Origin of the sequence: Intestinibacter sp., from assembly GCF_034113885.1 — a bacterium.
GTDB lineage: Bacteria > Bacillota > Clostridia > Peptostreptococcales > Peptostreptococcaceae > Intestinibacter.
The window spans coordinates 20,704-45,282 of record NZ_JAXEWM010000131.1 but is presented as its reverse complement, the minus strand read 5'-3'; the positions used below and the strand labels follow the sequence as shown (position 1 = coordinate 45,282).

The 24,579-nt window shown below is 30.4% G+C and carries 19 protein-coding genes and 1 riboswitch; of the genes, 18 read left to right on the top strand and 1 reads right to left on the bottom strand.

Translation table 11 applies throughout. The features are described from left to right. Window positions 1-47 precede the first annotated feature (47 nt). The 11 genes from SPD90_RS08160 to SPD90_RS08110 all read left to right on the top strand — a co-directional run bounded on the left by SPD90_RS08160 (window position 48) and on the right by SPD90_RS08110 (window position 16,492). On the top strand, window positions 48-1,238 hold the full coding sequence (locus tag SPD90_RS08160) for an aspartate aminotransferase family protein (protein WP_320924896.1): 1,191 nt from the start codon (window positions 48-50) through the stop codon (window positions 1,236-1,238). Between the two features lie 208 nt (window positions 1,239-1,446). Then, window positions 1,447-1,800 (top strand): DUF2711 family protein, encoded by a 354-nt coding sequence (locus SPD90_RS08155; RefSeq protein WP_320623980.1) that lies wholly within the window; start codon window positions 1,447-1,449, stop codon window positions 1,798-1,800. A 63-nt stretch (window positions 1,801-1,863) separates the two neighbouring features. Beyond that, on the top strand, window positions 1,864-2,331 hold the full coding sequence (locus SPD90_RS08150) for a VOC family protein (RefSeq protein WP_320623979.1): 468 nt from the start codon (window positions 1,864-1,866) through the stop codon (window positions 2,329-2,331). A gap of 10 nt (window positions 2,332-2,341) precedes the next feature. Continuing rightward, the gene (locus SPD90_RS08145) at window positions 2,342-3,262 is read left to right on the top strand and encodes a LysR family transcriptional regulator (RefSeq protein ID WP_290690889.1); all 921 of its coding nucleotides are present in this window, start codon (window positions 2,342-2,344) and stop codon (window positions 3,260-3,262) included. 135 nt (window positions 3,263-3,397) lie between these two features. After that, window positions 3,398-4,741, top strand: a complete 1,344-nt coding sequence (locus SPD90_RS08140) for an MATE family efflux transporter (RefSeq protein ID WP_290690890.1) — start codon at window positions 3,398-3,400, stop codon at window positions 4,739-4,741. Between the two features lie 462 nt (window positions 4,742-5,203). Continuing rightward, a complete protein-coding gene (gltB, locus tag SPD90_RS08135) occupies window positions 5,204-9,721 on the top strand; it encodes a glutamate synthase large subunit (RefSeq protein WP_320924895.1) in 4,518 nt (1,505 codons plus the stop codon). A gap of 12 nt (window positions 9,722-9,733) precedes the next feature. Next, window positions 9,734-11,146: a glutamate synthase subunit beta gene (locus SPD90_RS08130; protein WP_320924894.1), complete on the top strand. Its 1,413-nt coding sequence runs from the start codon at window positions 9,734-9,736 to the stop codon at window positions 11,144-11,146. 239 nt (window positions 11,147-11,385) lie between these two features. Next, window positions 11,386-12,252: a DegV family protein gene (locus SPD90_RS08125; protein ID WP_320924893.1), complete on the top strand. Its 867-nt coding sequence runs from the start codon at window positions 11,386-11,388 to the stop codon at window positions 12,250-12,252. Between the two features lie 97 nt (window positions 12,253-12,349). Next, window positions 12,350-12,961 carry a PepSY domain-containing protein gene (locus tag SPD90_RS08120; RefSeq protein ID WP_320924892.1) on the top strand — a complete coding sequence of 204 codons (612 nt, stop codon included), beginning with the start codon at window positions 12,350-12,352 and terminating at the stop codon, window positions 12,959-12,961. Between the two features lie 177 nt (window positions 12,962-13,138). After that, window positions 13,139-13,633, top strand: coding sequence for a multicopper oxidase domain-containing protein (locus SPD90_RS08115; RefSeq protein ID WP_320624527.1), 495 nt, complete (start codon window positions 13,139-13,141; stop codon window positions 13,631-13,633). A gap of 36 nt (window positions 13,634-13,669) precedes the next feature. Beyond that, window positions 13,670-16,492, top strand: a complete 2,823-nt coding sequence (locus SPD90_RS08110) for a hypothetical protein (protein WP_320924891.1) — start codon at window positions 13,670-13,672, stop codon at window positions 16,490-16,492. A gap of 131 nt (window positions 16,493-16,623) precedes the next feature. Here SPD90_RS08110 and SPD90_RS08105 read toward each other — a convergent pair whose 3' ends face one another. Further along, the gene (locus SPD90_RS08105; RefSeq protein ID WP_320924890.1) at window positions 16,624-17,208 is read right to left on the bottom strand and encodes a TetR/AcrR family transcriptional regulator; all 585 of its coding nucleotides are present in this window, start codon (window positions 17,206-17,208) and stop codon (window positions 16,624-16,626) included. A gap of 240 nt (window positions 17,209-17,448) precedes the next feature. Between SPD90_RS08105 and SPD90_RS08100 the strand changes: the two genes are divergently transcribed. The 7 genes from SPD90_RS08100 to SPD90_RS08070 all read left to right on the top strand — a co-directional run bounded on the left by SPD90_RS08100 (window position 17,449) and on the right by SPD90_RS08070 (window position 24,475). Continuing rightward, the gene (locus SPD90_RS08100) at window positions 17,449-18,213 is read left to right on the top strand and encodes an ATP-binding protein (protein ID WP_320924889.1); all 765 of its coding nucleotides are present in this window, start codon (window positions 17,449-17,451) and stop codon (window positions 18,211-18,213) included. 337 nt (window positions 18,214-18,550) lie between these two features. Then, the gene (locus SPD90_RS08095) at window positions 18,551-19,474 is read left to right on the top strand and encodes a MoxR family ATPase (RefSeq protein WP_320924888.1); all 924 of its coding nucleotides are present in this window, start codon (window positions 18,551-18,553) and stop codon (window positions 19,472-19,474) included. Between the two features lie 17 nt (window positions 19,475-19,491). After that, window positions 19,492-21,282, top strand: coding sequence for a nitric oxide reductase activation-like protein (locus SPD90_RS08090; RefSeq protein WP_320924887.1), 1,791 nt, complete (start codon window positions 19,492-19,494; stop codon window positions 21,280-21,282). A gap of 292 nt (window positions 21,283-21,574) precedes the next feature. Further along, window positions 21,575-21,760, top strand: a riboswitch (cobalamin riboswitch). Between the two features lie 146 nt (window positions 21,761-21,906). Then, window positions 21,907-22,629 carry an energy-coupling factor ABC transporter permease gene (locus SPD90_RS08085; RefSeq protein ID WP_320924886.1) on the top strand — a complete coding sequence of 241 codons (723 nt, stop codon included), beginning with the start codon at window positions 21,907-21,909 and terminating at the stop codon, window positions 22,627-22,629. After that, the gene (locus SPD90_RS08080) at window positions 22,629-22,946 is read left to right on the top strand and encodes an energy-coupling factor ABC transporter substrate-binding protein (protein WP_320924885.1); all 318 of its coding nucleotides are present in this window, start codon (window positions 22,629-22,631) and stop codon (window positions 22,944-22,946) included. Before SPD90_RS08085 ends, SPD90_RS08080 begins: the two co-directional genes overlap by 1 nt. Window positions 22,947-22,968: 22 nt before the next feature. Continuing rightward, window positions 22,969-23,667: a cobalt ECF transporter T component CbiQ gene (gene cbiQ / locus SPD90_RS08075; protein ID WP_320924884.1), complete on the top strand. Its 699-nt coding sequence runs from the start codon at window positions 22,969-22,971 to the stop codon at window positions 23,665-23,667. Continuing rightward, window positions 23,660-24,475: an energy-coupling factor ABC transporter ATP-binding protein gene (locus SPD90_RS08070; RefSeq protein WP_320924883.1), complete on the top strand. Its 816-nt coding sequence runs from the start codon at window positions 23,660-23,662 to the stop codon at window positions 24,473-24,475. The genes cbiQ and SPD90_RS08070 overlap by 8 nt, the downstream gene beginning before the upstream one ends. Window positions 24,476-24,579: the final 104 nt, after the last annotated feature.

Below are 24,579 nucleotides of genomic sequence, written 5' to 3'. Positions count from 1 at the left end.
AATTTAGGGATAATAATTAATATATTGAAAAAAGGGAGATGTTTTAAATGGAATTAACACCAAATACTCAAAAAATACAAGATAAATGGGATGCCAATTTTATGAAAACTTACGCTCAAGTACCTGTTGTTATAGATAAAGGTCAAGGAGCTACTGTAACAGATATAGATGGAAAAGAATATGTAGATTTTACTAGTGGAATAGGTGTTTCTGCTTTAGGATATGGTCATCCAGAGCTAACTAAAGCTATACAAGAACAAGCTGCAAAATTACTTCACAGCTCAAACATATTCTTCAATGAACCACATGTAAATGCAGGGGAAAAAATAATAAAATTAAGTGGATACGATAAAGCATTTTTCTGTAACTCAGGTACAGAAGCAAATGAAGGTGCTATGAAAATAGCTAGAAAATACAGTGATTTAAAATACGGTGGAGATAGAGGTACTGTTTTAAGTTTAAATAAATCTTTCCACGGTAGAACAATGGCATCATTAATGGCTACTGGTAAAGAAGCTTACCACAAATATTTCTATCCGCTACCAACTGGATATAAATATGTAGATAAAAACGATATAGAAGCATTTAAAGAAGCATTAAAAGATGAAACTATATGTGCATTCATATTTGAAGCAGTTCAAGGTGAAGGTGGAGTTTATCCAGTTGATAAAGAGTTCATAGAAGAAGCAGTTAAATTATGCCAAGAAAAAGATATCATAGTAATATGCGACGAAGTACAAGCTGGTATGGGTAGAACTGGTAAATTATTTGGATTCCAAAACTTCGATATAAAACCAGACCTAGTTACAATGGCTAAAGGATTAGCAGGTGGTATTCCAGTTGGTGGAATATTAGCAAATGAAAAAGTGTCAAATGTTTTAGTTCCTGGAGATCATGGTACAACATTTGGTGGAAATGCATTAGCTATGGCAGCTGCAAATGTGGTTTTAGATGAATTAGCTAAACCAGAATTTTTAGATGATGTAGCTAAAAAAGGTCAATATATAATGGATACTATAAAATCTTGGAACTTAGATGAAATAGTTGAAGTCAGAGGAAAAGGTCTAATGATAGGTGTTGAAATAAAAGGAAAATCTGCTGATGTTGAAAAAGCAGCTGCAGAAAAAGGATTATTAGTTTTAACAGCTGGAGAACATGTAGTTAGATTATTACCTCCACTTGTAATATCAATGGACGAAATAAGTAAAGGGTTAGAAGTGTTAAAGGCTTGCTTATAAGATTTTATATAGATAGCGCTGTGAAGTAGGTTAGAATCTATTTTACGCTGATTAATTTTGAAATTAAGATCCTATAAAATTAATATTATGACTTATAGAAACCTTGAGTTTGTACTTGGGGTTTCTATTTTTATATAAATTAATACTTGTTTATAGGTGATTTAAAACATATACTTTAACTAAATAATTGAGGAGGAGTGAGGAAATAGTGGAATATATATGGTTTGAATATGATAAACCAATTAAAAGTCAACTGCCAGAACCTTTTAAAGCAGCGGCTATAATTTTAAGCCCATTCATAAGTATGCCATTAAATTGGACTAAATCTAATAAAAAATATGAATATGAGCATGTATTTCCAACTTTAGATCAAATTAAGCAATATGGAAAGCCTGTTACTTGGCAAGAAATTATGAAAAAAAGTAAATTTAAAGATTACGGTGAACTTGCATGGGGATTAGTCACTTCTATATCTGCTTTAAAAGAAGAATATAGGATAAATACTAAAAAATGGGAAGGTTTTATATATGATGATAATACGAAGATATATTGGTTTTTATAATTAGAAACACAATATAGTTACAATATAAGAAAATAATTTTTCATATAAGGTAGGTGACAAAGTTTGAAATTTACAAGTACTTTAATTGCAGTTTCAGATTTAGAAAAATCTAAGAAATTTTATCACGATGTGTTGGGATTAGACATTATAGCTGATTTTGGAGCAAATGTAACTTTAACTGGTGGAGTTGTGTTACAAACACTTGAAACATGGAAAAAATTTATAAATAAAGATGAAGAACAAATTATTTTTAAAAATAACTCGATGGAACTGTATTTTGAAGAGGATGATATGGATAAATTTATTGAAAAACTAAATAAATTTAAAGATATTGTATTTGTTCATGAGTTGATTGAGCATAGTTGGGGACAGAGAGTTGTGCGTTTTTATGATCTTGATATGCATGTAATTGAAGTTGGAGAAAATATAAAGATGGTCGTAAAAAGATTTATTCAAAGTGGGCTTTCTATAGAAGAAACAGCAGTTAGAATGGATGTATCTGTTGAGTTTATAAATTCATGTTTAGAATAGAGGTATAGATATGTTAAATGTAAATCAATTACAGTATTTTGTAGTAAGTGCAGAGCAAGGTAGTTTGAGTAAGGCAGCAGAGGTATTATATACTTCTCAGCCATATGTAAGTAAAATGATAAAATCTTTAGAATCATATCTAGGTATGGAATTGTTTGAAAGGACTCCGAGGGGAGTTGCACTTTCAAAGGACGGTGAAAGAATATACGCATATGCGAAAAATATATTGAAAAACGTTGAATTAATAAATTACTCTAAGAAAAACAAGGGAGAATCGCTGTTTTCCATAGCAACAAATCCTAGCAGCAAGATGTCTGAGTTATTTTCAAAATTTTATAATGATAAAAAATTTGAAAATATCAAGTTTAAATATATAGAAGGGGGAGTAGAAAAAATTATAAATGCAGTAGATAATGAAGAAGTGCAAATTGGCTTTGTATTTGTTCCTAAGAACAAGACAAAAGCATTTAAACAATTACTAGAAAGAAAAAATCTACAGTTTGTTTTGTTAGCTAAAACAGATATAATTTTATCTGCAGGAAAAAATAGCCCTATATATAATTCAGAATATGTAGAAATAGATCAATTAAAACATCTGAAGTTTATTCAATTAGAGGAAGATTATTTTACCTTAAACGATATATTAAGCAGTTCAATATCTAGTGAAAAAAACAATACATATTTAGATTATCAAGTTATAACGAATAGTGATCATGCTATGATCAAGCTATTAAATTCTTCAGATTTATGCAATATAGGAGGATGTTGGTTTAAGGGATCATATAAAAACGAGGAAATAAGAATGATACCGATTAGAGGGTATGAGAAATATTTAAATTTTGGTTACATAAAGCATAAAAATAGATATTTAAATAAAGAGGGAGAAGAATTTGTTTCATACATAATGAATATCGTAAAAGATAACATATAATTTAATAACATTTTGTTATTGGGTTATATGTTTTTTGTTATACCTTTGACATGAATTTTTGACAATACTTCATATTATATAATAATGATATTCTTTATCTAGAATAAAATTATTAGGTAATATGAGGTGATATACATGCAAGCAAAGTGCGAAATAGATATGACTTGTGGAAATATTTCAAAGCAATTATTAATATTTACTTTACCAATTCTTCTGTCTCAGATTCTGCAACAGTTTTATAATATAGCAGATACATCGATTATAGGACATTATATTGGAACAGATGCATTGGCTGCTATTGGTTCTACTGGACTTTTAATATCTGTTATAGTGAATTTTTTTATAGGATTATCTACAGGTGTAAGTTCAGTTATAGCAAATCAGTTTGGAGCACATACATATGATAAGCTCAAAAAAAGTATATCCACATCTCTTGCAGTTAGCACTATTTTAGGAGTGGTATTTACTATTTTAGGTTTTATATTTATGAAACCTATGATAATTTGGCTTCAAACTCCAAAAAATGTATATTATCTAGCAGTAGATTATTTAAATATATGTTTTTTAGGAATAACATTTCAATTATTGTATAATATAGGAACTGCAATATTGAGGGCACTTGGTAATACGAAGGATCCACTTTACTTTTTAGCGTTTTCGTGTGTGTTGAACCTAGTATTAGATATTTTATTTGTTGTAAGCTTTAGATGGGGCGTAAAGGGTACAGCTATTGCTACCTTGTTCTCTCAAATTTTAGCCACTATTTTGGTTTTATGGAAATTAACTTGTTTAGATCAAAAATTTAAAATGGAATTAAAAGGGCTTAAAATTTATAAAGGATATACAAAAGATATATTTTTGGTAGGAATACCAGCCGGATTACAAGCAATTTTTATGAGTATATCATCTTTGATTATACAATCTAGTATAAATTCTTTCGGAGCTGAAGCTATGGCTGGAATGACTGTATTTGCGAAGATTGAAGGATTTTTATATTTCCCATTGTTTTCTTTAGGATTGGCAGTGACTGGATTTGTAGGACAGAATTTTGGTGCTAAAGAATATGAAAGAGTAAAAGATGGTATAGGTATAAGTTTAAAATTGAGCGTTTTTATATCACTTATCTTTATAATAGTTTTAAATATATTTGCACCGTATATATTGAAGCTATTCACTACAGACAGTGAAGTTATAAAGGTGGGACTTGATAGTATAAGGATAGTTTTTCCTTCATACGTGTTTTATGCTATGAATCAAATTTATATAGGAAGCTTACGTGGCGTCGAAAAAACTTTTGAGCCTATGGTAATATCTTTATTTGCCCATTGTATTTTTAGAATAATTTGGTGTTCTGTATTGCTTAATTATTTTTATGATATGAAGGTTATTTACACTAGCTATTCTGTAAGCATTGTTTTGATGTTATTTTTACTTTATAGATCTTATAAAAAGCATATTTACAATAGATACTTTGTATAAATTTATTTGAAAATAAAACCATAGATATGATTTTTTTATTAATCTATGGTTTTTATAATTCATAGAAAATTATATTTATTTAAAGATTATGAATAAGTCAATATTAATTATGCATTTTTATGAAGTTATCGAACTTATTGTATCGATTGATAAAAAATCGATATTATGAATTTTTATGATAACATTTTCTTTATTTATATTAAAAAAAGGAAATAATGCAGTATAAAAAAAGTATTTATATTACGATACATCATAAACAATCTATATTTCCAAATTAATAATTACATCTAAATTTGATTTTACATAAAACAAAAAGATGAAATATTAAAAAATAAAAATGAAATAATTTTTTAAAAAATTGCATTTTTCTGAAAACTTCATTATAATATATACTACATTATCAAATTGAGAGATAGATTTATTTATATAAATGTATGCAATATACTTAGAGGAGGAGCTATTATGGAAGTAAAACAAAGCGTACCAAATATCGGGTTACCAGAAAAACAGGGATTGTACGATCCAAGATTTGAAAAAGATAATTGTGGTATAGGTTTTATTGCCAGCATAAAGGGCGAAAAATCACACGAGATAGTAGAGAAGGGATTATTAATTTTACAAAATTTATCACATAGAGGAGCAACAGGGTGTGATGAAACTACTGGAGACGGTGCAGGTATAATGATTCAAATACCTCATGAGTTTTTTAATAAAAAATGCAATGAAAACAAGATAGATTTACCAGATGAAGGAAAATATGCAGTAGGTATGGTATTTTTACCTCGTGAATCTGATGAAGATTTAGAGTGTGAAGGTATTTTTGAAACTATATTAGCAAAAGAAGGATTAAAGCTTCTAGGATGGAGAGATGTTGAAGTAGACCGTAATGCCATCGGTGAAATCGCAAAAGGTAGTGAACCTTTGATAAAACAAGTTTTTGTAGATAAGGGAAGCTATACTACAGAGGAATTTGAAAGAAAATTATTTATAGTAAGAAAAAAATCTGAAATAGCAGTAAGAAATTCTACTATGCACAATAAAGGATACTTTTATTTACCGAGTTTATCAAGTAGAACAATAATATACAAAGGATTGCTTTTAGCAAGACAAATAGGAAGCTTTTATAAAGATTTAGGAGATCCAGATTTTAAATCTGCATTAGCTTTAATACATCAACGTTATTCAACAAATACATTCCCAACATGGGACTTAGCACAACCATTTAGATATTTAGCTCACAATGGTGAAATAAATACTATCATGGGTAACAGAAACTGGATGCATGCTAGAGAAGGTGTGTTGAAATCAGATAAATTTAAAGATGGTTTAGAAGAGTTATTCCCAATATTAACTCCGAACTGCTCTGACTCAGCTACTTTAGATAATGCATTTGAGCTTTTAATATCTACAGGAAAATCATTAACTGAAGCTATGACAATGCTTATCCCACAAGCTTGGAAAGGAAATAATTTAATGGATCCAAAGGAAAAGGCATATTATAACTATCATGCTACAATAATGGAGCCTTGGGATGGACCAGCAGCTATAGCATTTACAAATGGAGTTCAGCTTGGAGCTTTATTAGATAGAAATGGATTAAGACCATCAAGATATACAATAACTAAAGACGGATTTGTAATATTAGCATCAGAAACTGGAGTATTAGAAACAGATCCTGCTAACGTTGAATATAGTGGACGTCTAGAACCAGGAAAAATATTCATGCTAGACTTAGAACAAGGAAGAATAATTCCAGATGAAGAGGTTAAAAAGGAATTATTTGAAGCATATGATTATGAAGCTTGGCTTGAAAGAAATAAATTGACTATGGATATGATTCCAAAGCCTTCATATATACCAAAAGGTGATGAAGATACTTTACTACAAAGACAACAAGCATTTGGATATACATATGAAGACATAAAAATAGTTTTAGCACAAATGGCTAAGGATGGAAAAGAACCACAAGGCTCTATGGGTGACGATACACCACTTGCTGTTTTATCTAAGAGACCACAACTGCTTTACAACTATTTTAAACAATTATTTGCCCAAGTAACAAATCCACCGATAGATCCAATAAGAGAAGAATCTATAATGAGTTTAGTTACTATAATTGGACAAAAGGCTAATTTATTAGACAATAACAAGAAGGATTACACATTTATACAATTAGATAATCCAATATTATCTGATGTTGACTTGGAAAAAATAAGTAAAATAAACAATCAAAGCTTAAGAGCTGTTAAAATACCTATGTTATTTAGATCACCAGGTACTGGTAAGGATTTAGTTGAAGCACTTGACTTATTATGTCAAAGAGCTAAAGATGCAATAATGGAGGGATATAATGTAATAATTTTATCTGATAGAAATATAAATAAACAACAAGCTCCAATACCTGCATTATTAGCAACTAGTGCTCTACAACATTATCTAATAAAAAATAAATTGAGAACTAATGTAAATATAATTCTAGAAACAGGGGAAGCGAAGGAAGTAATGCATTTTGCTCTATTAATAGGATATGGTGCTACTGCAATCAACCCTTACTTAGCTTATGAAACTATAGATCAATTAGCTAAAAAGAAATTATATGTAGGCGACAAATCAAAAGAAGATTTAAAAGCAAATTACAATAAAGCAATATGCAAAGGATTATTAAAGATAATATCTAAAATGGGTATATCTACTATACAAAGCTACAGAAGTGCACAAATATTTGAATGTATAGGTATAAACAAGGATGTAATAGAAAAATACTTCACAGGAACTCCTACAAGAATAGAAGGTATAGGTCTTGATGTAATAGCTAAAGAAACTTTAACAAGACATGAAAGAGCTTATAACAAGCTTAGAAATCCAATAGACACACTAGAGCTTGGTGGAAAATACAACTACAGAAGAAATGAAGAAAAACATATGTTTAACCCTTACACAATAACTACTCTACAAAAGAGTGTTAGAGAAAATGACTATAAGCTATTTAAGGATTTCTCAAAAGCTATAGATGATCAAGCAGAGGAATTATGTACTATTCGTGGACTTCTTAAATTTAAGGATTCAGAAAGTATACCAATAGAAGAGGTTGAACCAGTTTCAGAAATAGTAAAAAGATTTGTAAGTGGTGCTATGAGTTTCGGTTCACTTAGTAAAGAAGCTCATGAAACACTAGCAACAGCTATGAATACTCTAGGAGGTCGTTCAAATACTGGTGAAGGTGGAGAAGATTCTAAGAGATTTAAAAATATAACAATGAGTGCAACAAAACAAGTTGCATCAGGTAGATTTGGTGTTACTACTGAATATCTAGTAAATGCCAAAGAACTACAAATAAAAATGGCTCAAGGTGCAAAACCTGGTGAAGGTGGACGTCTTCCAGGACCAAAGGTAAATGAAACTATAGGTAAGGTTCGTCATGCTATACCTGGAATAGACTTAATATCACCACCACCACACCACGATATATACTCAATAGAAGACTTAGAGCAATTAATACACGACTTAAAGAGTGTAAATCCAGAAGCTAATATATCAGTAAAATTAGTTTCAGAAGTAGGTGTCGGTACAGTTGCAGCAGGTGTTGCAAAGGCTAAAGCTGATTTAATATTAATATCAGGATATGATGGAGGTACAGGAGCTGCTCCTCATACTTCAATAAGATATACAGGCGGTCCTTGGGAGCTTGGACTTTCAGAAGCTCACCAAGTTCTATTATTAAACAACTTGAGAAGTAGAGTTACATTGCAAACAGACGGTCAAATGAGAACTGGTAAGGACGTAGTAGTAGCTGCTTTACTTGGAGCTGAAGAATTTGGATTTGCAACTACTCCACTTGTAGTTATGGGATGTATGATGATGAGAAAATGTCACTCTAATACTTGTCCAATGGGTGTTGCTACACAAAATCCAGAGCTTAGAAAGAAATTCAAAGGTAAAGTAGAACACGTTATAAACTACTTCACATTTGTAGCTACAGAAGTAAGAGAATTAATGGCTCAGCTTGGATTTAGAACTATGGATGAAATGATAGGTAGAGTCGATAAATTAGAAATAAATGAACTTCTAAAAAATGAAAAAACTAAAGATCTAGATTTCTCTTCTATACTTTATAGACCAAACCTACCACAAAGAATAGTTGGTAGAAAAATAATGGATCAAGATCATAGTATGGATAAGGCTTATGACTTAAAATTAATAGAATTTGCTAAAGATGCTTTAGAAAACAGAACTAAAGTAACTGGCGACTTCAAGATTAAGAATATAAACCGTACAGTAGGAACTATGCTAAGTGGTGAAGTAGCTAAACGTTATGGAGCAGAAGGATTACCAGACGATACTATAACTTTAAACTTAACAGGTAGTACAGGACAAAGCTTCATGGCATTTGGTATGAAGGGTATAACAATAAACTTAACTGGAGACTGCAACGACTACGTTGGTAAAGGTCTTTCAGGAGCAAAAATAAAAGTGAAATTACCTAAAGAATGTACTATAAAATCTGATGAAAACATAATAGTTGGAAATACAGTTTTATATGGAGCAACTAGTGGAGAGTTCTACGCTAATGGTAAAGCCGGCGAAAGATTTGCAGTTAGAAATTCAGGTGCAACAGCTGTAGTAGAAGGTGTTGGAGACCATGGATGTGAATATATGACTGGTGGAACAGTAGTTATATTAGGAGATACAGGTAGAAACTTTGCAGCAGGTATGAGTGGTGGAACAGTTTACGTATACGATAACAAGAAACAATTAGAGTCAAAATTAAATCCTGGAATAGTTAAAAATGCAGATATAGAAGCATTAATAGATACAGAAGACGAAGCAATAGTAAAAGATTTAATCCAAAAACACTACGAATATACTGAAAGCGAAAAAGCAAAAATGATATTAGATAATTGGAATGAAGAAAAATTAAATATAGTAAGAGTTATACCAAAAATGTACAAAAAACTAATAAGCGAGTATAAAGCAGTGTAAGGGGGGACAAAAATGGGAAAAGAAACTGGTTTTATAGAATATGAACGTGAGAATCAGAGCAAACGTCCTGTAGAAGAACGTATAAAGGACTTTAATCAAATATATATACCTATGGACTATGACAAGGTAAAAATTCAAGCAGCTAGATGCATGGATTGCGGAGTACCATTTTGTACATCTGAATATGGATGTCCGCTTGGAAATGCAGCTCCAGAAATAAATGACTTAGTTTATAGAGGTCAATGGAAGGATGCTTTAGATAGATTACTTCAAACAAATAATTTCCCTGAATTTACAGGGACTGTATGTCCAGGCTTATGTGAAAAGGCATGTGTACTAGGCGCCATAAAGGAACCGGTTGGATGTAAAAATATGGAATTAAGTATAATAAATAAAGCATTTGAAGAAGGTTGGATAACTGCAAAACCACCTCTAGTAAAAGTAGGTAAGACAGTTGCAGTAATAGGTTCTGGACCAGCAGGACTTGCATGTGCAGACCAATTAAATAAAGCAGGCTACGATGTAACTGTATTTGAAAGAGATGATGTAATAGGTGGACTATTAGTCTATGGTATACCAGATTTCAAATTAGAAAAATGGGTTGTAGATAGACGTGTAGATTTATTAAAAGAAGAAGGAATAAAATTCAAGACAAATATATGGGTAGGAAGAGATTACCCAGCAAAAATACTTAAAAAAGAATACGATATAGTAGTTTTAACAGGAGGAGCAACTCAAGCAAGAGATTTACCTATTCCAGGAAGATCTTTAAAAGGACTTAATTTTGCTGTAGATTATCTAAAACAACAAAATAAGAGAAATAGAGGACTTGAAGTTGAAGAGGAAGAAATTTTAGCAACTGACAAGAACGTAATAGTAATAGGTGGTGGAGATACTGCCAACGACTGTGTCGGTACAGCGATTAGACAAGGCGCTAAAAATGTATATCAACTACAAAGATCTTCTGAAAGTGAAAGAGATTCAAAAGGAGCAAGCTTCTGGGGCAAAATATCTGCAATGACTAAAAACCCAGTATTTGAAGAAGGTGGAATCAGAGAGTACTCTGTAAAACCAACTGCATTTAGTGGAGAAGGCGGAGTAGTTAAGAAGCTTCACGCAATTAAATTAGATGAAAATAGACAGGAAATACCTGATTCTGATTTTGAAATAGAATGTGATTTAGCACTATTTGCATTAGGATTTTTACATCCAGAACATGAGACTTTACTTGGAGATTTAGGAGTAGAGCTTGATGAAAGAGGTAATGTAAAAACTGATGAATTCAAGAGAACTTCTGTTGAAGGCATATATGCAGCTGGTGATATGAGATCAGGTCAATCATTAGTATGTAAGGCAATTGCTGATGGAAGAAAAGCAGCTAGAACAATAGACTTGGATGTTATGGGACAAACTAATTTAAGATAGTATTTTTATATAATATAATTGCAACCAACAAAGCAAAGGCTATAGATGACTTAGTTATCTATGGCTTTTGTTTATTTTTTGAAACTTTCTCACAGTATAAAATCTAATACAATATAAATATAGGGAAAAGGGAGGAAATCCGTATAAAAAAATATAAAAATAAGAATATTGGTTATTAAAAACAAAAAAAGTGATATAAATTATAAATACAGTTTTTAAATAAAAGAGGAGGTTGAAAAGTGAGAAATTTTATTATTTCAACAGATTCAACAGGGGATTTACCAAATTCTTATTTAGAAGAGAATAATATATTAATTCATCCATTATATTATATTGTGGATGGAGAAGAATATATACCCGGGGTAAAAGATATGCCTGTTAAAGATTTTTATCAAGCATTAAAAAATGGCAAAATGCCTACAACAAGTGCAGCTAATCCTGAAAATGTAATGGAAAAAATGAAGGAACAAGTAGAAAAAGGCTATGATATACTTCATATAAGCTTTTCATCAAGATTGAGTTCAAGCTATAATACTACTGAAATATGTGCAGAAAGCGTAATGGAAGAATTTCCAGAGTCCAAAATAATAGTAGTTGATTCTCTATCAGGTACAGTTGGGCAAGGATTTCTAGTTATGAAGGCAGTTGAGATGAAAAATCAAGGCAAAACTATAGATGAGATATCTACATGGTTAAATGAAAATAAAAAGCATATAATACATGAATTTATAGTATCAGACTTAAATCATTTATTCCGTGGGGGCAGACTTTCAAAATCTCAAGCTGTTATAGGAACTGTGCTAAATATAAATCCTATACTTCATATGGATGACCAAGGAAAATTAGCTAATATATCAAAGGTAAGAGGGCGTAAGAAGGCATTAAATGTATTAGCTGATAACATAGAGAAAAATGCAGATATAAAAAAATTGAAAGAGGTATTTATATCCCATGGAGATTGTATAGATGATGCTGAATATCTAGCAGATAGAATAAAAAATAAATATGGAATAAAAAATATAATGATTCAAGATATTTGTCCGACTATAGGAGCTCATACTGCACAGGGTACGGTTGTAGTTGCTTATTTTGGAGAAAAAAGATAAAAAAATAAAATTTTTTTAAAAAAAGTACCCAAAATTTATGCTCTAGATGTATTTAATAGTAAAAGAAAACAAAGCAAAAATTTAGGAGGTAAGAAATATGAAAAATATAATAACAATGTTAGGAATAGTAGTAATAGCAGGTATGTGTATGGTAGGTTGTTCTAATTCATCGGCGGATAGTAGTAGTGTAAAAACAGAGACACAAAGTACATCAGTAGCATCTGCATCACAAGAAAATTCAACTAAGGATTATATAGGAGAAGATAAGGCTAAAGAAATAATGCAAAAAGAAGTGCCTGAAGGCGCTGAATTTGTAAATTTCCAACTAGATGAAGATAAAGATGATAATACAGCGGAATATGAAGGAGAATTAGTAAAAGACGACACAGAATACGATATAACTGTAGACGCTGTAACAGGTGAAGTTTTAGAATCAGAACAAGAAAAATATGATGGAAGATATGAAAATAATACTTCTAAAGCAAATGATTCAAGTGAACAATATATAACTAGAGAGAAAGCAAAACAAATAATGAAAAAAGAAGTTCCAGATGCTAAAATAGTAGCACTTGAATTCGATAAAAATGATGATGATAATGAACCAGCAACATACGAAGGCGAATTAGTAAAAGACAACACAGAATACGATGTAACAGTAGATGCTATAACAGGCGAAGTTTTACATGTAGAAAAAGAAGCTATTAAATAAGAAATTATAGAAATGCAAATTTAAGAGGGATATAGGATTAATTTTCTATATCTCTTTTTTTGAGCGAATTTGTATTAGTTATAAAATCATAATATGTCAAAAAAATAATGGAAATGTAACAGTATGTAATTATATATCATATTAAATAATAAGAATGTAATTAAAGGAGTAATACAAGTGGATAGTAAAATTAGAAAATTCAATGTTACAGTATTATCAATTCCGATTGTATATGATTTTTTTGGCGATCATGATCCAAATGGATTAATGTATATATTAAGTGAAGATAAAGAAAAAGTAAAAGAAAAAGCTATGCGTAACTTTAATAATAAGGATGAAAATGAAGACCCACTACCAATACCTACAGATGAAGTTCAGCCTCTTACAATAAGGGTAAATGTTGGAGAAACAATAATAATTGAATTTGAGCACGATGAAGACAGAAGATTATCGATTAATATGCATGGACTCAAATATAAAAATATAAAATCAGACGGAGCTAATGTAGGCTACAATGAAGATTCTACAGTTGGCAAAGGTGAAAAAATAACTTACGAATGGTATGCTGATAGAGAAGGAATATTTTATTTCAGCGATATGGGAGATACACGCTTTAGTGAAGAAGGAACAAATATACACGGGTTATTTGGAGCGCTTATAGTACAAGCATAAGGCTCTACATGGGCAGATCCTGTAGATGGAAGTGAATTGAAAAGCGGTGCATTTGCAGATATACACAATCCAGATAAACCGAGCTTTAGAGAATATGCAGTATATTTTCACGATGAACTTGAAATGAAAAATAGATTTGGAGGACAAATAATTGATCCGCATACTGGTCAACCGATGGGAGTAACTGCAATTAGCTATAGATCAGAGCCGATGGTAAATAGAGCTCATTTTTTACCAGATAAAGATAGAGGTTTTAAATACTGCAATCCTTGTGATGAAAGAGATAGCGGTGGAGTTGTAGATATAATAAAACCAGATCATACTTTAGTAGATGGAGAAGATGTTTCTATGAGTTCATGGACTTATGGTGATCCAGCGACTTTTATACCGAGAGCCTATGTAGGAGATCCATCGAGATTTAGACTTATACATGGTGGGGTTAAAGAAACTCATGTATTTCACCTCCATACACATCAGTGGAAGCTAGAACCTGATGACCCAGATTCGACTATAATAGATTCAATATCTATAGCTCCACAAGAAACATATGATATAGATATACTACATGGTGCAGGAAGCCTTGCCGGATCTATAGGAGATCATATATGGCACTGCCATTTATATCCACATTTTCATGAAGGAATGTGGTCCTTGTGGAGAGTATTCGATAGATTAGAAACTGGAAAAGATACAGTAGTTGAGAATGGCGAAATTATACCTCCATTATACCCAAATGGAACTTATGTAAAGGCTTTAAATCCTCTACCTGATAGAAAAAAACCACCTAAAAAAAGTTTACGTCACCCAGGATTTTACAACTTTATAAATGGAGAATTTAGAGAAAGACCTAAACAACCACCTTTAGGAATTTTAAATCAAATAGTAGAAAGATATTATGCTAATGAAGAATTAAACGCTTGCTTCTTCCATGACCATCTAAATCCAAATTCACATCAACAGCATGGATTGTTTGGAGGACTTATAATAGAACCTAAGGGGTTAACTTATCATGATCCACAAACAGGTAAACGAATAAAATATGGTACAAAAGCTGTTATAAAAACACCTTCAGGTAGAGCATTTAGAGAATTTGGATTATTTGTTCATGATTTTGTATTGTTATTCGATAGACATAAAAAGGCATTAAATCCTCCTCCATTTCCAGGTTCGCATGATGACCCAGGTGTCATGGGTATAAATTATAAATGTGAACCACTTAGAGAACGATTAAATGACAAATACGATGACCCATCAGATGTATTTAATTCAAATATTCATGGAGATCCAGTTACACCAATTCTTGAAACATATCCAGGAGAAGAAATAGTTATAAGATTATTAGACGGTGCACAAGAGGAACAGCATATTTTTAATATACACGGAATGAAGTGGAGAAAAGAAATAACAGACAGAAAATCACCATTAGTTCAAGCTCAAACCCTAGGAATATCAGAAGCATTTAATATAAGAATAACTGACGATTACAAACCAGGCGATTATATATATTATTTCGGAGGTCAAGATGACTTATGGCTAGGATTATGGGGAATAATAAGAGTATACAAAAATAAAAACAATAAATTAATTCCTATTGATGGCTGTAAAAAATGTTCATTTGATAAAGTTAAATCCTATAAAGACGAAATTAAGGATTGTATGATTAAGAGTAAATATTGCCCATATAAAAAGATAAGAGAGTTCCATATTGCCGCTATACAAAAGGACTTAATATACAATAAATACAAAGACCACGATCCGTATGGTCTATTATTTGTACCATATGAAATTAAAGATGATGTAATAAGCGGAAAAATAGAACCTAAGCCTTTAATATTGAGAGCAAATAAAAGTGAATATATAAAAATAACTTTAACTAATTGCTTCAATGAGCAAATACCATTTTTAAAATATCCAGGTGTACCAGTAGATAAAAAAATAATCCCATCTATGAGAGTGGGAATTAGCACACAATTTTTAAGATTCGATCCAGTAAAAGACAGTGGCGTAAATATAGGATATAATGGCGAAGAACAAACTGTAGCACCAGGAGAAAGTAAAACATATCTATGGTATGCAGATGAAGAGTATGGAGCTTGTCTATTGTCATCTTTTACAGATATAAGAAACCATAGATATCACGGGTTATTCGGAGCAATAATAATAGAGCCTGAAGGCGCCAAAATATACAGTTCTTATGACAATGGATATAAAGCCGATTATCAAGAACAGGTATTAGTATCTGCAGGTAAAAATGAGAAGTTTAGAGAATTTGTTTTATTTATGCAAAATGGTATAAGACTTGTGGATGAAAAAGGAAATTTAATACAAACTGCTGTAGAAGAGGAGGAAACTGAAGAACCTGTAGAGCATGGAGAGTCAAAAATCTCTACAGAAAATACTTTGAAGGATGAATTAGCTATTGAACCTGTTGATTTTGAAGATAGAGGAGAAAAAGGATTTAACTATAAATCAGAGAGATTTTTCAATAGATTACAACATAATCCTGATATATCTAAGGTATTTAGCTCTAAAGAACATGAAGACCCATCAACACCTGTATTAGAAGCATATCCAGGTGAAAAAGTTATAATAAGACTTCTAATGCCAGCAGATAAACCTAGAAATACAAGCTTTACAGTTCACGGTCATGAATGGATGGCTCGACCAGAGGATCCGTTCACAAGAATTATATCAACTCAAGGTGCTATCAGTGTAGGAAATGTATTTAATATAGAACTATTAAATGGAGCATCTATGGTATCTGGTGACTATTTATATAGATCGAGCATAATAAAATGGGATATAGAATCAGGAATGTGGGGCATTTTAAGAATTAAAGATGATAAAGATTGTAAATAGTAATAAAGGTAATATAGACGATGTAAATTTGATAAAAAAAGAGCTAGAGCAAGCTCTTTTTTTATCAAAAAATATTCCATTCAAAGTAAATATATTTTTTACAAATCCAATATTTTCTCTCTAAGATAAAATTAATTTAATTCGCAATAATTTTTAAGCCCACATTTAATAAAATTATCAATAGTATTTTGTATTTCACACCATTTTTCATTATTTTTATACATATGTTTGTTTATTGCAAGGCATCCATTTATTTGAAAAATTAGAATGGCCTCAGCTTGTGTATATGAGAGCTTATATAGACTTATAAGATTTGATATATACTCATCTTTTTGTAAAGAAATCATTTTGTCAATTATATAGTTACTTAATGAATCATTAAGTAGCAAATCTGAGTACTTGGGATTTTCTTGTATCATCTTACAAAGTGGATAAGTGCATTGCTTACTTTCTTTATTATTAATAAGATCTAAATGAGAAAAAATACTGCTAGTTTCCTGAAACATTTCATCTAATAAATCATCGAGTACATCATATAAATCACAATAATGTATATAAAAAGTACCTCTATTAATTTCACACATTTTACATATTTCAGTAACCGTTATTTTTTCAAAGGGTTTCTTTTTAACCATTTTTAATAAAGATTTTTTAATTATATCTTTAGTATATTTTGTTCTACGATCTAATTTTTTCTCTTTTTTAAAATTTTCCATTATGTTTCTCCTAATTCAAAAGTTAAATTTAATATGTTATTAATTATAATTAAAATACTAAAAATTCAATAATACTTATATTTATCTTAATTATAACAAATATATAGTTAACTATTTAATGAACAATTTATAAAATGTGTTGATAAACGAACAAATTGGCCAAATGTGATTATTGAATGAAAGCTCTTAAAATAATAATATAATTTATGAACATATGTTTATAAATTAGGAGGGATTTAAATGGCACATGTAGTTGCAGTAGCAGGAAAAGGTGGAGTAGGGAAAACAACTTTAACATCTTTAATAATTAAGTATTTATGTGAGAATAATAAAACACCTATTTTAGCAGTTGATGCAGATGCGAATGCTAATTTAGATGAGGTTCTTGGAGTAAAAAGTGATATTACATTAGGTCAAATTAGAGAAGAAATGGGAAAGACAGGAATAGATACAAATATTCCTAAAAATGTGACAAAAAGAGAATTCTTTGAAATGAAATTAAATGATGCAATTATTGAAGAGGATGATTTTGATTTAATGGTTATGGGTCGTTCTCAAGGTGAAGGATGTTATTGTTTTGTTAATAGTGTTTTACAATCTCAAATAAAAAAATTACAAAATAATTATAAATATATAATAGTGGATAATGAAGCAGGTATGGAGCATATTAGTAGAGGTATTTTACCTAAAATAGATACAATGATTCTTGTTAGTGATTGTTCTAGAAGAGGTGTTCAAGCTACTGGAAGAATATCAGAACTAATTAAAGAGTGTAATATAAACCCAGGTAGAATAGGATTAATAGTAAATAGAGCACCAAATGGAGAACTTTCTGAAGGAACAAAAGAGGAAATTGATAAACAGGGATTAGAATTATTAGGAGTTATTCCTCATGATAATGCAGTTTATGAATATGATTGTGATGGAAAGCCGATGATAAGTTTACCAGAGGATTCACCAGTTAAAAAATCATTACAAAAAATAATATCAGAAATAAATTTATAAAAATATATAGTAAAGTAATGATAGCTATATTTATAAAAGATATCTTTTAAGTGTTAATTAAGAAAGAAACTGGAATATAATTCAGTTTCTTTTTTTGAATATGAATTGTTATTAATAATGAAAGAGTGAATTTTATAGATATATTTATGTCAGATAGAGAACAATAATAAATAATGAAATTAGTGATATTTGTTACATAATATGTAAAAAAATCATGATATAATTAACAATATGTGGTTAAAATAAGTATATACGTTATAATTATCCAAAAGATGGGTAATTATATAAAAAATAAATAATCGTGAAAATAAAAGGAGATAATAAAAGGAGATAATAAATGGATATATTAGATAACTTAAGAGAACAAGGAATAAGAGAATCACTAATCAAGGATATTGAACACTTTAGAAAAGAATACGATGTAAAAGAAGAATTAAAGCAAAGAGTAACAAAATCACCGGCCTTCTTTATAGGAAAAGACATTCTAGAAATGTGTATAAGTGCAATTTTAGAGGAAGAAAATATACTATTATCTGGACCAAAGGCAACAGGTAAGAACCTACTATCTGACAACTTATCAGAAATATTTGGAAGACCACAATGGAATACTTCTTTCCACATAAATACAGACAGTGCATCTTTAATAGGTACAGACACATTTATAGACAATGAAGTAAGACTTAGACGAGGTTCTGTTTACGAATGTGCTGTAAACGGTGGATTTGGTATATTCGATGAAATAAATATGGCAAAAAACGATGCTATAGTAGTACTTCACTCTGCACTTGACTACAGAAGGGTTATCGATGTGCCAGGATACGAAAGAATTAACCTTCATCCAGCGACTAGATTTATAGGTACTATGAACTACGAATACGCAGGTACTAAGGAATTAAATGAAGCATTAGTTTCAAGATTTTTAGTAATAGATATTCCAGCTGTAGATGAAGAAAAATTAATGATGATTTTAAAAAGAGAATTCCCTACAGTAGACAGTGAAAAGCTACTTCAATTCATAGGAATATTCCTAGATTTACAGCTTAAAGCAGAAAACGGTGAAATATCAACAAAAGCAATAGACCTAAGAGGTATGATAGGTGCTTTAAAAACTATAAAAAGAGGTCTAAAACCAACTCTTGCAATTAATATGGGAATTACAGGTAAGACTTTTGATGTTTATGAAAAAGAAATGGTATCAGATATCATAAGAACTAGAATTCCTGAAGGATGGGAAAGCTCTGACATATTCCCAAATGATTAGTTAAAAGGGTGATCGATATGGCGAAAGGTTTAAATTGGATATTTAACGAATATGAGTTTGACAATAGAGTAAACAATTTGGCTTGGACAGTTTCAGGAAAATACGACGAAGAGATAGACTCTGCAGAAAAGGACTACAGCTCAAAGGATGCGTCTATGTATTACGCGATAATTGCAGGTGCTAGAAGAAAATACGTCGATTGGGAGACTGTCAAAAAGTTTTTAGTGAATAGAATAAAATCTGGATACAACAAAGACATATTGCTGACAATAATACAAATTGTACTAAATGATGTCGCTGAAAAAAAGGTAATAGAAGAAAGACCTGGAGTAGTAGACATCAGAAATAAGGCGTATTCAGATATTTTAAAGAGTTATTCAAAAATACATAAAGAAGATATTCTACAGCTTCTAAAATATACCTATGTACTTCAACAAATGGATAGACATCCAGTTATGGATAGATTAGTTAGAAAAATACTTAGAGAAATTAATTCAATCGATTCTAATGACGATATAATGAATATTTTAAAAAGGGTAGATGAAATATATCTTACATATTTTCAGCATATATTAGATAGTCAAAGTGAAAATGTAGAATTTGCAGAAGATGATGTAAAAAATGTCGAAGTAAATTTCGATACATTTTCTGACTTTATGTTAGAGGAATTATACAACGACCAAGAAACACAAACTGTCGAGACAGAAATTAAAAACCTAAACAGCGGAATGTTAGTAGACAGCATAGGTGAAGAAAGAGGTGATATAGATCTAGAATCAACACCAAATAGAGTTATATATGTCGACGAAGAAATGCTTAACAAGATATACAAAAGAGTAGAATATTATTACGGACAATCTTATTTAAATGAAAGTGATAGAAGAAAAATAGAAGCAAGAAACTGTAGAAACGTGCATGAAGGCTGTAGACTTCATTTTACTGATGGAGTTTTAAGATCTCACTGCGAAAATGCGTTTCAATTAAAATATGTAACTAGACAGAAGGACAACAATATATTTGAGTTTCAGTTTAAAATAAAAACATTCAGAAGACAAATAAATAAGCTAAAGGAAAGTTTTTCTAGATTATTAATAGAAGAAAGCTCTTCTGATAGAGTTTATTCTGATTGTGGAACTATATATGCAAACAAAGCATGGCGTATAGGAAGAAGTAGTAACAACAAGGTGTTTTACAAGGATGTTGATAATGGAAAGGGTAGATACGTTATAGATATATTACTCGATTCAAGTGGTTCACAAACTTCGAAACAATTTATGGTAGCTATCCAGGCGTATATACTTTCTGCAGCGCTTACATTAGTTGGTATACCTAATAGAGTTATGGGATTTCAAAGCTTCTTAGACTACACTATTTTGAAAAGATTTAGAGATTACAACGACAATGTAAGAAAATGCGAAGACATATTTGAATATTACTGCGCTGGAAACAATAGAGATGGCTTGGCGATAAAGGCTACATGTGATGGGCTTTTAGAGCGCGACGAAGAAAATAAAATTCTAATCGTACTTAGCGACGGTAAACCAAACGATGTAAAAATAGGTAAGGATACTTCTCGAAGTATAAGAGGCGAAACTGCTTACAAAGGTGTAGTCGGTATTAACGACACTGCTATGGAGGTAAGAAAGGCTAGAAAAAGAGGAATAATGGTATTAGGAGTTTTCACAGGTAAAGAAACTGACTTAGAGGCAGAAAAGAAAATCTACGGGAAGGATTTTATTTATATAAAAGACATACAAAGATTTTCTGATATAGTTTCTACATATTTGAAAAAAGTAATAAGAAATTAAATTCTATATGGTTTAAATCGTTATCGCAGGCTATTTATAGATAACTAAATGGAATTATTAATTCCATAAAAAAATAATTTTAAAATACTATTGCAAAATTATGTAATAGTTATTACAATTAAAGCTAGGTAATAATTTACAGTTTTTGCATATTTAATTACAATGTAATGATAATTTGCACAATGTATAAATTTACCAACGATAACAAAATGGAATTACGAAAAACATCACAATTTGTCTATCTATGCTATAATGTAAATGTATTTAGATACAATATGTGAGTATTAATAATTATAAATAATATATTTTAGGTTCTAATATTTGATTAATAGGGAAAGAGGTGTAATTCCTCTACAGCCCCCGCTACTGTAATGTTGACGAATCTCTCTAAAATAACCACTGTGATATAAAGTATCATGGGAAGGTGAGAGATAGGATGATGCTAAGTCAGGAGACCTGCCTAGGATATAATAGAGAAGTTTCTTCGGGGTTGGAGAGAATATCTTATTAAGAATAATATAAAACTTATTAAGTATATCTACCTAACCTATCAAATGGTTAGGTTTTTTATTTTATTAATACGAATTATTTAAAATATATTATTACTTTAAGGAGCGTAGAGATATGAGATTACAAAAAACAAATATTAAGTGGTGTTTATTAGCAGCATTCATGTTAGTATTAGCACCTACAGTTTCAGGGGCTATGCATATCATGGAAGGCTTCTTGCCTGTTAAATGGGCAGTAATTTGGTATGTATTATTTATACCATTCTTTGTTATAGGTTTAAAAAACATAACAAAAGTAGTAAAAGAACAACCAAAGAAGAAATTATTATTAGCTTTATGTGGTGCTTTTGTGTTTGTTCTTTCTGCACTTAAGATACCTTCAGTAACAGGTAGTTGTTCGCATCCAACAGGTGTAGGACTTGCTTCAATATTATTTGGACCAAGTGTAACAGTTGTTTTAGGAACAATAGTATTATTATTCCAAGCTTTATTATTAGCTCATGGTGGAATAACAACTTTAGGAGCAAATGCATTTTCAATGGCAATATTTGGACCAATAGTATCATATGTCATTTGGAAATTATTAAAAGATAAAGTAAATAGAAATGTAGTTGTATTTTTAGCTGCAGCTATAGGGGATTTAGCTACATATACATTGACTTCACTACAATTAGGGTTAGCGTTCCCTGATCCAGTTGGTGGATTTGCGGTATCTGCTGCTAAATTCTTAGGAATATTCTTTATAACACAAATTCCTATAGCAATAGCAGAAGGATTATTAACAACAATAATCTACAACTTTATAACAGAAAATGAAGATAAGGAGGTACTAGCATAATGGATACTCAAGCAAAAACAAAAAAAGGAAGTAGTGCTAAGTTAACAATCGTATTATTGCTATTAGTTTTAGCTATAGTTATCGTACCTCAAGTTATAAAAAGTGGTGCAGAATTTGGTGGAGCTGACGGTGAAGCTGAGGCTGCTATCACAGAAATTAATCCTGATTACCAACCTTGGTTTAGTAGTATATTTGAACCAGCTAGTGGCGAAATAGAAAGCTTACTATTTGCATCTCAAGCAGCATTAGGTGCTGGAATAGTTGGATACTATATAGGTGCTACTAGAACTAAGAAAAAAATGAAAGAAGATAAATAATTCTAGAAAGAAGATAAAATTAATGATAATAGATGATTATGCTTATAGAAATAAATTATTTAAAGTTAATCCAAATATAAAATTTAGCATAGGTATGTTATTTTTAATAATATCATTAATTAGTCCTTACAATATATTATCTGTATTGATAATATTAGGTATGAGTATCACAATAGTTGGAATTGCAAAGATAGAATTTAAAGACTATGTACATTTTATAAAAATACCATTTTCTTTTTTAGTAATAAGTATTATCATGATTTTGATAAATTTTTCAGGTGATAAATCTGTTTTACTTCATTACATAAAAATAGGAGGTTTATATATAGGAGTTTCTCAAACATCTATAGATACATCTATGCACTTGTTTTTTAGAGCATTGTCGTGTCTAACATGTATATATTTTATAATGTTGACGACACCTTTTAACCAGCTTATATTTATATTTAAGAAATTACATCTACCAGATATAGTGTTGGAATTATCAATGCTTATGTATAGATTTATATTTATATTCATGGAGGAGGTTTCTGATATAAGAACCTCACAGGAGCTTAGATTTGGATATATAAATTTAAAAAATGGATATCACTCATTTGGACTTTTAGTAAATATGCTGTTTAAGAGAATGATGATAAGATATGATGAAATGAGTATAGCTTTAGATATGAAACTATTTGACGGCACATTTCATATAGTAGAGGATAGTAAAGATGTTTAAAATAAATAATTTAACATATCAATATGATAAAACTAGAAAGGCTCTCGATAATGTAAGTATGGACTTTGATAAAGGGGAGGTAATCGGAATCATAGGATCAAATGGTTCTGGGAAGTCTACTTTATTCAATAATCTTATGGGAATTTTGAAATCAACAGAAGGAGAAATACTATACAAGGGAGAACAAATAAAGTATGACAAAAAAAGCTTATACAATCTAAGAAAAGAAGTTGGAATAGTATTCCAAGATCCAGAAAAGCAGATATTCTACTCAATGGTATATGACGATATTGCTTTTGCACTTAGAAATATAGGCATAGATGAAAAAACAATTAAAAAGAGAATCACCAACGCTTTAGAAGCAGTAAATGGTTTAGAATTTATAGATAGACCAGTTCATAATTTGAGCTTTGGTCAGAAAAAAAGAGTCGCAATAGCATCTGTAGTCGCTATGGAAAACAAATTGGTATTATTAGATGAGCCTACAGCAGGCTTAGATCCAATAAGCACTAGAGCTATTGTAGACATAATAAAGGGTCTTAATAAAAGAGGTGTTAAAATCGTAATATCCAGCCACGATATGAATTTAATCTATGAAATATGTGACTATGTATATGTTTTAAATCAAGGACACCTTATAAATGAAGGTACTAGAGAAGAGGTTTTCGTCAATGAAGAAAAAATCGACGAAGCTAGACTTGAGTTACCATGGCTTGTGAAGCTTCACAAACATATGGGATTGCCTTTGTTTACAAAAGAAGAAGACCTATACAGCTACTGGAATCATAGAGAACAGAAGACTGTATAAACGAAATCGCCCTCAACCTATTTTATAATAAAATAGTTTGAAAATAAAATAACCCTTAACCTATAATAGGTACCCCAGGATTACTCCAAAAGTTCTGGGGATTT

What these genes read in the sequence shown, in the direction of transcription:
- SPD90_RS08160 (WP_320924896.1), top strand. Translation starts at nt 48, where the DNA reads ATGGAATTAACACCAAATACTCAAAAAATACAAGATAAATGGGATGCC.
- SPD90_RS08145 (WP_290690889.1), top strand. Translation starts at nt 2,342, where the DNA reads ATGTTAAATGTAAATCAATTACAGTATTTTGTAGTAAGTGCAGAGCAA.
- SPD90_RS08140 (WP_290690890.1), top strand. Translation starts at nt 3,398, where the DNA reads ATGCAAGCAAAGTGCGAAATAGATATGACTTGTGGAAATATTTCAAAG.
- gltB (WP_320924895.1), top strand. Translation starts at nt 5,204, where the DNA reads ATGGAAGTAAAACAAAGCGTACCAAATATCGGGTTACCAGAAAAACAG.
- SPD90_RS08130 (WP_320924894.1), top strand. Translation starts at nt 9,734, where the DNA reads ATGGGAAAAGAAACTGGTTTTATAGAATATGAACGTGAGAATCAGAGC.
- SPD90_RS08120 (WP_320924892.1), top strand. Translation starts at nt 12,350, where the DNA reads ATGAAAAATATAATAACAATGTTAGGAATAGTAGTAATAGCAGGTATG.
- SPD90_RS08105 (WP_320924890.1), bottom strand. Translation starts at nt 17,208, where the DNA reads ATGGAAAATTTTAAAAAAGAGAAAAAATTAGATCGTAGAACAAAATAT.
- SPD90_RS08100 (WP_320924889.1), top strand. Translation starts at nt 17,449, where the DNA reads ATGGCACATGTAGTTGCAGTAGCAGGAAAAGGTGGAGTAGGGAAAACA.
- SPD90_RS08095 (WP_320924888.1), top strand. Translation starts at nt 18,551, where the DNA reads ATGGATATATTAGATAACTTAAGAGAACAAGGAATAAGAGAATCACTA.
- SPD90_RS08090 (WP_320924887.1), top strand. Translation starts at nt 19,492, where the DNA reads ATGGCGAAAGGTTTAAATTGGATATTTAACGAATATGAGTTTGACAAT.
- SPD90_RS08085 (WP_320924886.1), top strand. Translation starts at nt 21,907, where the DNA reads ATGAGATTACAAAAAACAAATATTAAGTGGTGTTTATTAGCAGCATTC.
- SPD90_RS08080 (WP_320924885.1), top strand. Translation starts at nt 22,629, where the DNA reads ATGGATACTCAAGCAAAAACAAAAAAAGGAAGTAGTGCTAAGTTAACA.
- cbiQ (WP_320924884.1), top strand. Translation starts at nt 22,969, where the DNA reads ATGATAATAGATGATTATGCTTATAGAAATAAATTATTTAAAGTTAAT.
- SPD90_RS08070 (WP_320924883.1), top strand. Translation starts at nt 23,660, where the DNA reads ATGTTTAAAATAAATAATTTAACATATCAATATGATAAAACTAGAAAG.